Annotated in this window: 10 protein-coding genes; 5 read left to right on the plus strand and 5 right to left on the minus strand. The window is 60.2% G+C overall.

What is annotated here, in order from left to right; all coding sequences use genetic code 11:
* Window positions 1-339: 339 nt before the first annotated feature.
* Entirely contained in the window at window positions 340-1260 is a 921-nt protein-coding gene (locus tag XH80_RS06490) for an adenylate/guanylate cyclase domain-containing protein (RefSeq protein WP_271597844.1), read from the plus strand.
* Window positions 1261-1598: 338 nt separating this feature from the next.
* Here XH80_RS06490 and XH80_RS06495 read toward each other — a convergent pair whose 3' ends face one another.
* The 3 genes from XH80_RS06495 to XH80_RS06505 form a co-directional block, all read right to left on the minus strand.
* Window positions 1599-1985 (minus strand): DUF6894 family protein, encoded by a 387-nt coding sequence (locus XH80_RS06495; protein WP_271597845.1) that lies wholly within the window; start codon window positions 1983-1985, stop codon window positions 1599-1601.
* Window positions 1986-2264: 279 nt separating this feature from the next.
* A complete protein-coding gene (locus tag XH80_RS06500) occupies window positions 2265-2828 on the minus strand; it encodes a type 1 glutamine amidotransferase domain-containing protein (RefSeq protein ID WP_271597846.1) in 564 nt (187 codons plus the stop codon).
* Between the two features lie 54 nt (window positions 2829-2882).
* A complete protein-coding gene (locus XH80_RS06505) occupies window positions 2883-4112 on the minus strand; it encodes a glutathione-independent formaldehyde dehydrogenase (RefSeq protein ID WP_271597847.1) in 1230 nt (409 codons plus the stop codon).
* Window positions 4113-4594: 482 nt separating this feature from the next.
* Between XH80_RS06505 and XH80_RS06510 the strand changes: the two genes are divergently transcribed.
* From XH80_RS06510 to XH80_RS06520, 3 genes are read left to right on the plus strand one after another with little or no spacing between them, the layout of a single operon-like run.
* Window positions 4595-5086, plus strand: coding sequence for a (2Fe-2S)-binding protein (locus XH80_RS06510; protein WP_271597903.1), 492 nt, complete (start codon window positions 4595-4597; stop codon window positions 5084-5086).
* Window positions 5083-6099, plus strand: coding sequence for an FAD binding domain-containing protein (locus XH80_RS06515; RefSeq protein WP_271597848.1), 1017 nt, complete (start codon window positions 5083-5085; stop codon window positions 6097-6099). Before XH80_RS06510 ends, XH80_RS06515 begins: the two co-directional genes overlap by 4 nt.
* Window positions 6100-6107: 8 nt before the next feature.
* Window positions 6108-8309 (plus strand): xanthine dehydrogenase family protein molybdopterin-binding subunit, encoded by a 2202-nt coding sequence (locus tag XH80_RS06520; protein WP_271597849.1) that lies wholly within the window; start codon window positions 6108-6110, stop codon window positions 8307-8309.
* Between the two features lie 770 nt (window positions 8310-9079).
* On the opposite strand, the gene XH80_RS06525 is transcribed toward XH80_RS06520, so the two are convergent.
* Entirely contained in the window at window positions 9080-10906 is a 1827-nt protein-coding gene (locus tag XH80_RS06525) for an adenylate/guanylate cyclase domain-containing protein (protein ID WP_271597850.1), read from the minus strand.
* Window positions 10903-11856 carry an ABC transporter substrate-binding protein gene (locus XH80_RS06530; RefSeq protein WP_271597851.1) on the minus strand — a complete coding sequence of 318 codons (954 nt, stop codon included), beginning with the start codon at window positions 11854-11856 and terminating at the stop codon, window positions 10903-10905. The genes XH80_RS06525 and XH80_RS06530 overlap by 4 nt, the downstream gene beginning before the upstream one ends.
* Before the next feature lie 604 nt (window positions 11857-12460).
* Here XH80_RS06530 and XH80_RS06535 point away from each other — a divergent pair.
* A complete protein-coding gene (locus XH80_RS06535; RefSeq protein WP_271597852.1) occupies window positions 12461-14026 on the plus strand; it encodes a winged helix-turn-helix domain-containing tetratricopeptide repeat protein in 1566 nt (521 codons plus the stop codon).
* The last annotated feature ends 239 nt before the right edge of the window (window positions 14027-14265 follow it).

The raw sequence follows: 14265 nt of genomic DNA on the forward strand, positions 1-14265 counted from the left end.
TTCAATGAACCGATTCATTGATCGTCTCCAAAAACCCCCAGACGATCTCTATCTGACTCGTCGTTTTCACGCAGCCAGGGTCAAAAGCTGCCCGCGGCGGCCAGCATGCCCTTGGTCGGGTCATCTCTCGGAAGCGGACATCGCCGCCCTTTTGGCTGAGGTCAGCCACGGGCCGTGACCGGTCTCTATGCCTACACGCGGAATCGGATCCAGACTACTGCTATACCTATAAGTCGCAGGGGCACCCCGATCCCACCGCCAATTTCGATTCAAGTAGACCTGGGGTTGATATAAGATGAGGCTAACGGCATCTGTCGGGGGCTCACTTCGGTGGCGCCTATGGCGAAGGCGAGATACTTCGAGATCGGGGTGGTCTGCCTCGAAGTCATTGTAGTACTGCTTGCGATACTAGTGGCAGTGTACGTCTCCGTCTGGGCCGGCCTTCTCCTGCTCCCCCTGCTCCTCCTGGGACTGATCTCGCTGATTTGCAACTACGATGCCTGGGTCGTTCGACGGCTCTCGACGCAAGACAGCCCGCTGATATTGACGCTGTGCAAGATTGGATTCGTGGGCAGATCCCGGCGAATGCTGAGGCTACTGCCGTCGGACCCGCGATGCAGGTTCTGCATGGTGCCGTTCGGTGGCGTCGGCAAAGTGTTCGGCATCAGACCGTCGGCGGCGAACCCAAACTACTGCCGGAGCTGCTTCGAGGCCATGCCGATAACAACTCACGAGCTGGAAGTTGGAGTGCTTTTCGCGGACCTGCGCGGGTTCACCTCGTGGTCCGAGACCCACGGCTCGCGCGACGCGACCGCCCTGGTGAGCCGCTTCTATGCGAGCGCTCATCGCGTGCTGACATCCGATGACGCCTTCGTTGACTTCATCGGGGACCAGGTGATGGCCATCTACTGCGTGGATATGCCCTCGCTCGGCGCAAGAACCGCGGACATCATGCTTGCAGCGACAAGACGGCTGATCGACGCTGCGCGGCAGGGCGCGGAGTCGTTGCCAGTTGGTGCCGGAATGCACATGGGCAAGGCGCAAGTCGGTTCGCTGGCCACGGGAAAGTCGAAGAATTTTACTGCTATCGGGGACGTGGTGAACACGGCTGCACGCCTACAGAGTGCGGCCGGCGCCAACCAGATCTTAGTTTCGGAGAAGGTTTACGACGCGCTTTCCGGGGAGAAGCCGCAGGCGGACCGCACCACCCTAAACCTGAAGGGAAAAGCCGAGCTACTGACCGCCTTCATCTTGCACTAGCTTGGGAAGCGCCGCGCGCCTGCAATGCAGCTATGGCTCCTTTGGGTCTTGGCTGCGTGAAAACGCTAAGACGCTTGAGCGCGATAGAAGAAGTTGTTTGTCCAAGACCGATGTCGCGCGCAAGGTCGAAAGTGCCTTCAACTTTGACGACGAACTGTAGAATCCAATTCTAGTCGTGTTTCGCACTTTTGCGTTTTCACGCAGCCAGGGTCATTCGCGTCGATTTGGCAGCTCATCTAGGATGGCCGGTTTAGCCCCGACTGCTGACGTGCGGAAACAGCGGGGCCGACCTTCGCCTTCGGCGCCATAAGCGGTCCTTTCGAGGATGCCACTGAGGCTTATCGCCGTAACTTCCTCGATGATATGTTGATGAAGAAGACCGGGTTGCGCGCCGCGTCGGTCACCTCAAGCGACCGGTCTTCGCCGGGACGAAATTTTCCGTCAATATCATTCAATGGCGCTCCAGCGTAGCTGGTAGCCTCTCGCCGAGCTGATTCATCATCTGGAAGTTCTTCACCTTCGCAGTCAACGGTCGGCGCTACGTTGTCGATGGGAAAAAATATCGCGGCATATTGGGGAAGAGCCTGCCTCCGGTTCCCAATCGTCTCAAATTCGTTCACCGCATTGACGGCAGTGATAAAGGTGGACGGTGCGCCCTGTGACTGGGTCCAGCATATTCGCAGTGAGCCGGGTAAGGGCCGCGCACGTTGGACATCGCGGTCCATACTCGACCGCGTGCTTAGGCAATTCTGCTTCTTTCTCGTCAGACAAGTTGCTCCCCCTCAATGGGAGAAGGCCACCGGCTAACGCGGCCTTATTTCGCAAAGACACTCATAAACAGGCCCGCCACGAAGATCACGACGCCGACGGCCGCGATGCTAAAGCAGACACGCGCCTGGAATTACGAGGTAAAACGCGAGCCCGGCGCGTGATACCACCAACTGAATAAAATGTGCCGTGGGTGCGGCGACCTGCTCGAAGTATTGCGAGATTGGGCCTTCGCTTCAATCAGCCGCGGCAGGCTGCCGCGCCCGACCGAAAAGATCGATCATTGCGCGATTGAAAGCCGGGATGTCGTCAGGCTTTCGGCTGGTCACTAGGCCTTGATCGGTTACCGCTTCCTCATCCACCCACTGCGCCCCGGCGTTTCGAAGGTCGATCTCGAGAGATGGCCAGGATGTCATGCGCCGGCCGCGCGCTGCACCTGCATTGATGATGGTCCATGGACCGTGACAGATCGACGCCACAGGTTTGCCTGCATCGAAGAAGCTTTTCACAAAAGCGACCGCCTTGGGCTGCATCCGCAAGGAATCAGGATTGATGACGCCGCCGGGCAGTAGCAATGCGTCGAAATCCGCCGAACTTGCTTGGTCGAGGTGCACGTCGACGGACAGCTCATCGCCCCAATCGGTGAAGTTCCAGCCGCGAACGCGATCAGTCTTCGGAGAAACGAGGCTAGTCTTGGCGCCAGCGTCGTCAAGCGCCTTCCGCGGCCTGACCAGTTCGACGTACTCGAACCCATCGGTGGCAAGAATGGCAATCTTGTAGTCTTGAACTGATCCGGCCATGGTTGGCCTCCCTCGTTTAAGCGCAGGTCAAGCGGAAGCTCGCGCATGTTCGCGTTAACGGGTCCCGCTCGACGACGCGAGCTTGGTCGTATTGTGTGGATCGATCACGTATTTCTTGGCCGATCCGTCATGGAAGCTCTGATAAGCTTCCACCGCTCTTTCGAGCGGTATGACCTCGGTGTTCAGAAGTCCTGTGAGATAGGGCAGCCGGTCCCAAAGAATGGCCATCATCAGCTCGCGATTGTAATGCATGACCGGGCACTGACCTGCGGTGAAGGATGGCGATTTGACCCAAGCCGCGGGAAAACCCAAGGCCATGAATCCCTTCTTATTGAGTTCGTTCGGTGCACCTGGATCGAGATTGGTATAGACGCCTGGAATGCCCATGGCGCCCGCGGGCTTGATCACCTCCATCAAGGTGTTGAGGACAGCCTCCTCCTCGTTCTTCCCGCTGCCGTCCGGTCCATAACCGTGGCATTCCAGTCCGACACAATCTACAGCGGCGTCGACCCAACGCGAGCCGTTGCCGAGGATCTTCTCGATTTGATCCGGAATGGGCGTGGAGCTCGAGGGATCAACGACCTCGTACCCGGCGTTCTTGACGAGATCGCGCCGCGCCTTGTTGTGGTCGCCTACGATAATGCAGGAGGCTCCGAGCAGGTGCGCGCTGGCTGCTGCGCAACGTCCGACCGGGCCGGCGCCGGCAATGTAGACGGTTGAACCGGTGCCGACGCGCGCCTCGACACAACCGTGATATCCGGTTGGCAGGATGTCCGATAGCAGAGTGAGATCCCTGATCTTCTCGATCGCCTGCTCCTTGTCGGGAAATTTCAAGAGCTGGAAGTCCGCCCAGGGCACCATCATGTATTCGGCTTGACCGCCCTGCCATCCGCCCAGATTGAAGCCGTACGCTCCGCAAAATCCGAGCTCTTCATTGGCGTTGAGACAGACATCAGTATGACGTTCCTTGCAGTTCCGGCACGTGCCACAGGCAACGTTGAAAGGCACAGAGACGATATCACCAACTTTGATGCGCTCAACATGCGAGCCCACCTCGACGACTTCGCCCGTATTCTCATGACCTAGTTGCATTCCTGAGGGTGCAGCGAAGCGGCCATGATAGATGTGCAAGTCGCTGCCGCAGATATTCGTTGTGATCAGCTTTAAAATAACAGCGTGTTCAATCTTCTTCCCTTTGGGGTCCGCAAGCTTCGGATATCCTCTGTCCTGGACCTCTAGTTTGTAAGGCCCCAGAAAAGTTACTGCGCGGTTGGTTGCGGCCATGGCTCGCTCCTCAGATGATCGCTTAAAACAGTGGCGCGACTCTTGGTCACGAAGATGGGTGCCCCACACGAACGGCGCCTTGGCAAACGTCAATCTTGCGGGCTGTCGTTTGAGTTCCGATCTCCATGGTAAGAGAGGGCGACTGGGCCGCTTGCCCATGGCGACGCGGGCATTTGGCTATCCGGCGTGGCGCACGCAGTTCGTCTTCGACTGCGCTCAGGCTGGGCGACACGCCGTGAGAGCGGGAAAGCCGATGGTTCGGGCTCGGTCATTCGTTGGAACAAAGGAAGAGCGATCGCGAGAAACGGCTCCATGGCCGGGTCACGGTTGATGAAAACCCCGGGCTGCTGTTCCGGAGGTTTCCTTTGAACTGTTGCGAGTCCGGCGCGCGCCGATGGAACCAAGCCTACGGTGGCCCGTTGGGCGCTATCGTCCGGCGCGCGGAGCGTGCTTCTTCGGCCGCACGCACAAGGGAAACCGACATGACGGATTCCACGAATCAGATTCCCGATCGCATTCGGCTCAGTTTCATCGTCAACGGCACCAAGCGCACCCTTGATCTCGTGCCTTGGACCACGCTGCTTGATGCCTTGCGCGACCACCTCGGGCTGACCGGGACCAAGAAGGGTTGCGATCATGGACAATGCGGCGCGTGCACCGTGCTAGTCGAAGGCCGGCGCATCAACTCCTGTCTGACACTCGCCGTCATGAAAGATGGCGCCGAGATCACCACGGTAGAAGGACTGGCTCAGGACGGCGCCCTGCATCCACTGCAACAGGCTTTCATCGACCACGACGCTTTCCAGTGCGGCTATTGCACGCCGGGACAACTTTGTTCAGCCGCCGGTCTCCTGTCCGAAGGCCGGGCCAAGGATGCCTACGAAATCCGAGAGTTGATGAGCGGCAATCTCTGCCGGTGTGGCGCCTACCCCAACATCGTCGCCGCCATCCAGCAGACTATGAGCTGGCAATGATCAACTTCCAGTATTCGTGCGCGAGCGACGTCACTGAAGCCATCGGCCTGCTCGCCGCCCATTCCGGCGCAAAACTCATCGCAGGCGGCACCAACCTGATCGATCTTATGAAGGAGAGCGTCGAAAAGCCCACCCGGCTTATCGACATCTCCCGTCTGCCGCTCCGCCAGATCGAGGAAACAGGTGACGGAGGCCTGCGCATCGGCGCGCTGGTCCCGAACTCCGATCTTGCCTATCACCCGCTGATCGAGGAGCGCTATCCGCTGCTCGCCAGCGCGATCCTGGCAGGCGCTTCGGCACAATTGCGCAACATGGCCTCTGTCGGCGGCAATCTGATGCAGCGAACCCGCTGCGCCTATTTCTACGACACCGCGACACCCTGCAACAAGCGAACTCCGGGGAGCGGCTGCTCGGCGGTCGACGGCCTCAATCGCAATCACGCGATCCTCGGCACCAGCGCCTTCTGCATTGCGACCAATCCGTCCGACATGAGCGTGGCGCTCGCCGCATTGGATGCGATCGTCCACATTGCGGGCCCATCCGGCGAGCGCACGATGGGCATGCGCGAGTTCCATCGACTCCCCGGCGATACGCCCCACGTCGACACTAACCTTGAGCGCAGCGAGATCATCACCGCGATCGAGCTGCCGCCGCGCGGCTTTGCCGGCAATTACAGCTATCTCAAGATCCGCGACCGGGCCTCCTACGCTTTCGCGATCGTCTCCGTGGCCGCCGCACTTGAATTCGATGGCCACGCCATCCGCAAGGCACGGCTGGCTCTGGGCGGCGTGGCCCACAAGCCCTGGTGCAGCGTCGAGGCCGAAGCCGCGTTGCAGGGACAACCGGCAACGACGGATCATTTTGCCCGCGCCGCCGATCTCCTGCTGCAAGGAGCCAGGACTTACGCCCATAACGGCTTCAAGGTCGAACTGGCGCGCCGCGCCGTCATGCGCACGCTCACGCAGGCTGCAAACGCCAGCCCGCAATCGCAGGCGCACAAGAAGATCGCGTGAGGTTATCGATGAACGGCTACGTCGGAACGGCAACATCCCGGGTTGACGGCCGGGCGAAGGTCACAGGCGCCGCCAAATATGCCGGCGAATTCGCAGCCGACGGGCTATTACACGGCTTTGTCGTGACGGCCACTATCCCACGCGGGCGCATTACGCGCCTCGATGCCAGCGGGGCGCTGAAGGTGAAGGGCGTCGTCGACGTGCTCACGCATGCGCACCGGCACCCGCTGGCCGACAAGGACGAGGCCTGGAAAGACGAGGTGGCGCCGGAAAAAGGCTCGCCGTTCCGGCCGCTCTATGACGACAGCATCAAGTTCAACGACCAGCCGATCGCGCTGGTCGTAGCCGAGGACTGGGAAACCGCCAAATTCGCCGCAACGCTGCTGGATGTCGCCTATCAGGAAGAGCCGTTTGCGACCGATCTCGAAGCCGAACGTGGCAGCGCGACCGAGGTACAGAAGTCCCACGAGCCTCGGGGCGATGCCGCGGCAGCGCTTGCCGGCGCGGCGATTCGCCACGAGGCGGATTATCTGGTCCCGACTGAGCATCACAACCCGATGGAGCTCTATGCGACGACGGCCGTATGGGAGATTGACAGACTTACCGTCTACGACAAAACCCAAGGCGTTCAGAACGTCCAGAAATTCCTCTGCAGCGTCTTCGGCAAGAAGCCGGACGAGATCCGAGTGATCTCCCCCTATGTCGGCGGGGCCTTCGGCTCCGGCCTCCGTCCGCAATACCAGGTGGTGCTGGCCACTCTCGCCGCACTTGAGCTGAAGCGGTCCGTTCGCATCGTGCTAACCCGGCACCAAATGTATGGGCTCGGCTACCGGCCGGAGACGATTGAGCATGTCGGATTGGGGGCAAAGCCCGACGGCACGCTCGATGCGGTCGTGCACGAGGCCATTGCAGTTACCTCGCGCTACGAGGAGTTTTCGCGCAATGACACCGGCTGGGCGGAGCAGCTCTACAAGAGTGCGAACAGCCGCTATTCCCACCAGCTCGTCCGTCTCGACGTCGCCACGCCCTGTGACATGCGCGCACCCGGCGCGGCCTCCGGCGTATGGGCGTTAGAATGCGCCATGGACGAGCTCGCTAACGCCCTCAAGCTGGACCCGGTCGAACTGCGCCTGAAGTGCTACTCCGATCGCGACCAGAGCGAGGACCTGCCCTACACCAGCAAGCAGTTGCGCGCATGCTACCGCCAGGCTGCCGCGGCCTTTGGCTGGAGCAATCGCAATCCTGCGCCACGGTCAATGCGCGATGGCAAGGAACTAGTCGGCTGGGGCATGGCAACGGGGATCTGGGAAGCCCTGCAGATGCCGGTCGCCGCCCGCATCGTGCTGACTGCAAACGGTCATGCGGAAGTGTCCTCCGCGGCCTCCGACATCGGCACCGGCACGTACACCATCGTGGCGCAAGTGGCGGCAGATGCGCTAGGGCTTCCGATGGACAACATCACGGTGAAGCTCGCCGACTCGAGCCTGCCGCAAGCTCCCGTTGAGGGCGGATCCTGGATGGCCGCATCGAGCGCCCATGCGGTTCTGGCAGCGGCCGAGGACATTCGCCAGGAGCTCGCACGTCTTGCCGTCGCGATGGCCGGCTCCCCGCTCGCAGGCACGGACCCTGCCGATGTGATCCTCAGCGAGGGCATGATCGCTCTGGGAAGTGACAAGAGCCGGTCGGTCTCCATCGCCGACGCGATGCGATCCGGCTCACTGGAGCGGATCGAGATGGAAAAGCTCAACCATTTCGCCGAGGACAAGTCACACGCGCGAAACACCCATTCCGCGTTTTTCGCAGAGGTGAAGATCGACGAGGAGCTCGGCGTCATCCGCGTCACGCGGGTGGTGAACGCCGTCGCCGCCGGTCGTATCCTTAACACGAAGACCGGCCGCAGCCAGGTGATGGGCAGCGTGGTCTGGGGTATAGGAATGGCCCTGCACGAAGAAGCGGTGATGGATCACCGCTTCGGGCGGATCATGAACGCCAACATCGCCGAGTATCATATCCCGGTGAATGCCGACATCCACGACATCGACGTGATCTTCGTGGACGAGCAGGACGAGCACATTAACAAGCTCGGCGTCAAGGGCTTGGGCGAGATCGGGATCGTCGGCGTCCCCGCGGCAATTGCAAACGCGGTTTATCATGCAACCGGCAGACGCGTGCGGCGCTTTCCGATCACGTTGGACAAGCTCCTCAGCTGAGGTTGTATCGTCGATTTCGGACCTTCGCCTGCGGCATCACTCCTCCCGAATCTTCCGGGCCCATTGGCGTAAAATCGGCGAACATGTCGGCGCCCTGGATCGCAGGCGCATGGGTCCCGATGCCAGCTTTCAGATTATATCCAGTGCACCCGTTGAGCCTAGCGGCTCGCGCGCTATGAGACTTGCGCGCCAGATTTCCGCTAACTTAAGCGGCAACGCTCTGCTGCGAGCCTCAGCTGCTTCAGTCGGTGCCGTGGTATGCAGGAATAAATAGGCTTCGGTTTCGACGCTCCCTGCTGACGTCACCATAGGACGCGCGGGCGCCATCGTTACTACTGGATATTGGCTATCGACGGCTCGCCAATATCGTTGACAACGCTGCGACTTGCGAAAGGGGCACAATCGGCGGTGCAGACCGCCACGGTCGGCTTCCGGTCTACACCCGACAGCCGACGCTAGACGAGCATCCCGCCGGCCACCGATGGGCCAATCGCAGAAGTGAGCAACACGACTCGATCAGTCGAGCAGGGTTGCAGGCAGTCTCAAGTTATCACTCAGCGTCTTGATGCTCACCGCCATTTTCGAAACACAATGGGGCGTTGGACGGGAAGCTCGACTGGATTGCTACCCATGACGATGCGATCAAATAGATCGAAGCCCGGACTAAAGGTCCAGGGCCCGCGAGCGACGTCTCGTTAGCGCTCCAGGCCTTGATCGACAGCAACACCCGCGAGGCGTCGTCTCGCAGGTCCTGTTTTTCCCATTGCAAGTTAAAGCGGTAGCAAGGCACTCTCCGCGGCCCCTCTTCCGGATGCTCCAATGCTGCCGGGGCCCTGCAAGCCAGCCGTCACGGCGAAGATCCTGGTAGAGCCGTTGAATCCCTTGATGGCCCGCTCACCCAGGAAATCCATCGATATGCTGCCAGCGACGCGCTCTGCCACGATGAAATCCACAAGGATTTGTTCGTCGCGGGCCAGATCGCAAAGCCGTGAGGCAAGGTTGACGGTGCTCCCGACCGCGGTGTAGTCGAGCCGGCCTTCGTAGCCGATCGTTCCAACAGTGGCCGGTCCCATCGCGATACCCACGCCGAACCCCATGGCGTACCCCTTCGCGGACCAACCTCTTGCAAGAAGCTGGACCGCAGCCTGCAAGTCCACGGCAAGCTGCACCGCCTTGCGAGCAGGATCCGTGCAGGCAAGCGGCGCGTTCAGCAGGATCATGACACCGTCGCCAGCAAACTGGATGAGCGTTGCCTCATGCGCGGTGATCACGACGCCCACGGCTTCATAATATTCCCGCAACGCGGCGATAATGGCCTCGGGGTCGGCGCGCGACGAAAACGCCGTGAAGCCGCGCAAATCGGCGAAAACCACGACCACCTCACGCTGCTTCCCTTCGAGCAGTCCTTGGGGCGTTTCGATGAGTTCGGCGACCTGGGGTGCGAGGAAGCGCTTCAGGAGGTTGATGCGCTCGGATTTCTGCTTCGAGGCCGCGAGTTCACCGGCCATTTCGTTGAAGCGCGCGGCGAGTTTCTCCAGTTCATCACCGCTGGAAAGAGTGATGCGATGATCAAACTGTCCTCTCCCGATTCGCCTTGCTCCGTCCTCCAACTCGCGAATGGGGCTCGCCATGCGCATCGCGAGCACATAGGACAACGCGACGGCAATAAGTGTGCCGATGCTTATTAGAACGAGTGAGCGCCACAGCCCCGCGCGGAGGGCTGCATAGGCCTCTCCGGTGGGCTGCAGAGCGATGACAGTCCAGCCCAGCTTGGAAACCGAGGTTGCCGCGGCAATGCTGGCTTTGCCAGCGACAACAGTTCTCACCGTGGCAGCGCCACTCCCACTGAGTGTCTGCTTCAGCCGCTGATAATCCTCCGAACCTGCTGTGCCGCGCAGAACCAGGCTGATCTCGGGATGAGCAATCAGCCGGCCTGCATCATCAACGACAATAGCATAGCCTGTCTTCCCGATCCGAATGGCGGCAATGACTTCCCAGATCAGCTTCAGATTGATGTCTGCCACAGCGACCCCGGTTGTGGCGAGTTCTCGCGCCACTGCAATCCGCATATATGGCTCGGAGTCCTGCTCGTACCGAACGGGACCGTACCAGACCCTGTTTGCATGCGCTCCGAGGACGGCGGCATCGTTCGACATATCGCTACCACGACCGACCACGTTCAGCCGTGTCCTGGACACGAAGACGCGTTCGATCCCGTTCTGGTCGACCAGGACCAGGGAGAGGATCGCAGGCACTTGTTGCAGCAGACGAAGGGCATCCATCTTGTGTGTGCCTTCACTGCCATCACTCCATGGGAACTGCACCGCCCAGCCGAGTTGATCGCTGATCTCATCCGCGAAGGCATCGATCCGTTCAGCGGCGGAGCGCGACTGAAGCTGAAGAACGTCGCTGGTATGCCGGCTCTGATCGCGGTAGCCGAACCATGCTTCGCCTGCTGCGCCCATGGTCAGCGGCAGCACGACGGCTGTGAACAACGTCACAAGATATTTGAAGCCGAGCGATCGGCGGAACCCCAGCCACCACATGTAGGCTCGGCGCGGCGGGGAACGGAGTGCCTTGTGCTCCGAAAGGCTCATTCCAGCACTCTGCTTGCACGGAAGAGGATGGACGACAGATCCAGGTCCTCGCCGAACAGCCTTGCCGTTTTCAGATTAACGACGAGTTCGAATTTTTCGGGCTGCACGACGGGTAAATCGGCTGGCCGCTCGCCGCGCAGAATTCGATCGGCGTATTTGGCGAGCAGGAAATAGGTCGCTCGCTGATTGGCACCATAGCTGAGCAGTCCTCCGGCCTCACAGTATTCGCTCCAGCCGAACATCGAAGGCAGCCGCTGCTTCGCGGCGAATCGCGCAATGGTCGCCCGGTTGACCATGGTGACGGGCTCTGGAAAGACCAGCAGCGCATCTGCTGGGGTCTCGGCCACCGACTTCAGCGCCGCTTCGAATTCCCCTTGACCCGAAAATGGAATGTAGAGCGCGTCGATACCCAAAGCCGAGGCAGCCTGCTGGGTCGCCTTCCATTCGGACGGCTCGCCTGGATGATCGCGGTTTGAGAGCACCGCGAGCCGACGCAGTTTCGGAAAGATATCCTTAAGCAGTTCGACGCGCTTGCCGGCAAGCGCCAGCGACAGGAAGGTGGTGCCGGTAAAATTGGTGCCGGGCTGAGCCAGGCTCTTGACGATGCCGAGTGCCACCGGATCGCCGCTCTGCGCAAACAGCACGGGAATATCCCTGACGGCGATCATCGCGCGCGTAGCAGGTCCGCTCGAGACGATGAGGTCCACGTCGCCAGCCTTCAGTTCGAATGCGATCGCCCGCAGACCCTGCGGGTCGCCGGGAGAATAGCGGGATTGCACGATCACGTTCTTGCCTTCGACATACCCTTGCGCCCGCAGTCCTTCGATAAATCCATCCAGGAACGGATCCGGACTGGAGGCCGTTGAGAGCCACAGAATGCGGCGCTTGCGCGCAGCCTCTTGCGCCCGAGCAGCTAAGGGCCACGCAAGTGCTCCAGCAAGCAGTGCCATGAAATCTCTTCGCCTCATGGACTGGAGTATGGCCCAGCCGAGACTTGGTGCCTTTCAACCCAGATTGAGAGAACCTTCAGAGAACCTTGTTTTTCTGATCTGGCAGCACTGTGTGCCGCTCTCGCTCCCAGGCTGCGATCGGTGGCCGCTGCTTCGAAGGCGACCTCTGGCTCAGGATAGGGCCCAAATTCCGGGTAATCCGGGTGTCCGCGGCTGGTGAGCCGGACAAAAAGCCGGGCTAAAGCCCATATTCTACTTGGCTGCGCCTGATACGTCGCGGCGAATTGATGGGCATGCGCGAAAGCGACGCGGGTGCTCGTCAGCGCCCGGAGGCCTTCACGGGCGTCCGATCCCGCGGAAAAGGGCCGCTCATGCCGGTTGAACGCCCAAAGGCCAATCTGTAGACTGCGGGAGCGGCCTGCGCAGCTGCACGCTGTTTCAGCTTTGGCGGACGGCTGGTTGCTCTCGCCACTATTCATTTTTTCGGCCGTCAGTTTCCCGATCCGTCCTACCAAGAGGCGCAATCAAGGTGACGGTGAGATACCGCTTCTCGCAGTTTGAGATTGACCCCGGCCGGCAGGAGGTTCGGCGCGCGGGTGAGTCCGTGCACATCGAACCTCAAGTGTTCGACTTGATCGTTCACCTGGTGCGCAACCGAGATCGGATTGTGAGCAAGGATGAGCTCATAGATGAAATCTGGAATGGTCGCGTTATTTCGGAGGCAGCACTCAGTAGCCGCATTAACGGCGCGCGCCGGGCGTTGGGCGATACTGGAAACGACCAGCTCTTCATAAAGACGCTGCATAAGCGCGGCTTTCGTTTCGTTGGGGATGTGCAGGAAATAACAAATCAGGAGATTCCGCTTGCTCCTGTTGCCGTTTCGACGTCCAGCGTTCCAGCGCAGGTCTCAGCTTCTGCTGAAGTCGGCGCACTGGGCGATGTCGTTTCGGAGTCCATCCGAGCGGACGCCGCTCTGCGAGCCTCGATCGCCGTGATGCCATTCGAAAACATCTCGGGCGATCCTGAGAACGATTACTTCAGTTACGGACTGGTGGAAGACATCATCCGACTGCTGGCGCGCAACCGCTGGCTTTCAGTCATTTCACGTCACTCGACGGTGGCATTCAAAAACAGGCAGATCGATCCTCGCGAGGCGGGGCAGCAATTGTCGGTCAAATACCTGGTGTTGGGCAGCGTTCGGAGGTCGCGCGACGCCGTCAGGATTGCCACGGAACTGGTTCGAACCTGCGATGGCGAGCAGTTGTGGTCCGAAACCTACGACCTCCAGCTGGCATCCATTTTCGAGATTCAGGAAGAAATGGCTACGCAGATTTCGGCAACGATCGAGCCCGAATTGTCGAGGGTTGAGCAGAAGTTGGCTACCCGCAAGGCGCCGAGCAGCCTGGATGCATGGGATTGCTATCAGCGCGGGTTGTGGAATCTATGGCGGTTCACCACTCCGGGCTTTGACGAGGCCGAGACGTACTTTCAACGTGCAATAGAAGCGGATCAGAACTTCGCACGCGCTCACGGTGCGTTGGCCTATGTAAACGTTCAGCGGGCGTTCCTGGACAATCCCAGCGATCGGTTGCCACGATTGAAGAAGGCCCTTCATCAAGCGCGCGCTTCCGTGGTGCTCGACGATCTGGATTGCTTCTGCCATTGCGTACTCGGGCGAGCCCTATGCCTTACGCATCAGAACGATGAAGCGCTCGCGGCGATCGATCTGGCCTTGGAGCTCAACCCGAGCTTCGCGCAAGCGCATTTTGCTCAAGGCTTCAACTTGCTCTGGCATGGCCGTGAGATCGAAGCAGAAGTCCTGCTCGATCGAGCAACGATCCTCAGCCCTCGGGACAGTGATCTCTGGAGTTTCCACCACGTTCGCTCCTTGACGCATTTCTCCCTGGGAGAGTACGACATCGCGGCAGAGTTCGCCCGCCGAGCAGTCCGGCAGAGGAATGTGAATTATCAGGCATTCGCTACGCTGGCGGCGTCCTTGGGTCTCTTGGGAGAGACGGCACAGGCAAGGGAGGCTGCTGCCGGGTTGCTTCAGAGCAAGCCGGGCTACAGCACCGATACCGCAAAGCAGCAACTCTTCTTTTGCAAGGACCCGTGTTTTTTGGATCGTTATGTTGCGGGCCTGCAGGAGGCCGGTGTGACCGCCGGCTAGATAAAACCGAGATGCAACGCGCCTCAGACATCTAGGCCGCAGGGAAGCATCAACCACTCGAAGGGCGCTCAGCGGGTAGTCAGAGATGTCGCTTATGGCGCTGCTCCGATGCTGAACTGGCTGGTCGAGGAGAAGGCCATCGCGCCACATATCCCTGTGTTCGACAAGTCGAAGCGAGATGACTGTACCTTCTGACGCAGCGACTTTCGATATGATCTGACCAAGGACGTCCACCACTG

The sequence above is a fragment of the Bradyrhizobium sp. CCBAU 45384 genome (genome assembly GCF_028128665.1).
Lineage (GTDB): Bacteria > Pseudomonadota > Alphaproteobacteria > Rhizobiales > Xanthobacteraceae > Bradyrhizobium > Bradyrhizobium manausense.

What these genes read in the sequence shown, in the direction of transcription:
- XH80_RS06490 (WP_271597844.1), top strand. Translation starts at nt 340, where the DNA reads ATGGCGAAGGCGAGATACTTCGAGATCGGGGTGGTCTGCCTCGAAGTC.
- XH80_RS06495 (WP_271597845.1), bottom strand. Translation starts at nt 1,985, where the DNA reads ATGGACCGCGATGTCCAACGTGCGCGGCCCTTACCCGGCTCACTGCGA.
- XH80_RS06500 (WP_271597846.1), bottom strand. Translation starts at nt 2,828, where the DNA reads ATGGCCGGATCAGTTCAAGACTACAAGATTGCCATTCTTGCCACCGAT.
- XH80_RS06505 (WP_271597847.1), bottom strand. Translation starts at nt 4,112, where the DNA reads ATGGCCGCAACCAACCGCGCAGTAACTTTTCTGGGGCCTTACAAACTA.
- XH80_RS06510 (WP_271597903.1), top strand. Translation starts at nt 4,595, where the DNA reads ATGACGGATTCCACGAATCAGATTCCCGATCGCATTCGGCTCAGTTTC.
- XH80_RS06515 (WP_271597848.1), top strand. Translation starts at nt 5,083, where the DNA reads ATGATCAACTTCCAGTATTCGTGCGCGAGCGACGTCACTGAAGCCATC.
- XH80_RS06520 (WP_271597849.1), top strand. Translation starts at nt 6,108, where the DNA reads ATGAACGGCTACGTCGGAACGGCAACATCCCGGGTTGACGGCCGGGCG.
- XH80_RS06525 (WP_271597850.1), bottom strand. Translation starts at nt 10,906, where the DNA reads ATGAGCCTTTCGGAGCACAAGGCACTCCGTTCCCCGCCGCGCCGAGCC.
- XH80_RS06530 (WP_271597851.1), bottom strand. Translation starts at nt 11,856, where the DNA reads ATGGCACTGCTTGCTGGAGCACTTGCGTGGCCCTTAGCTGCTCGGGCG.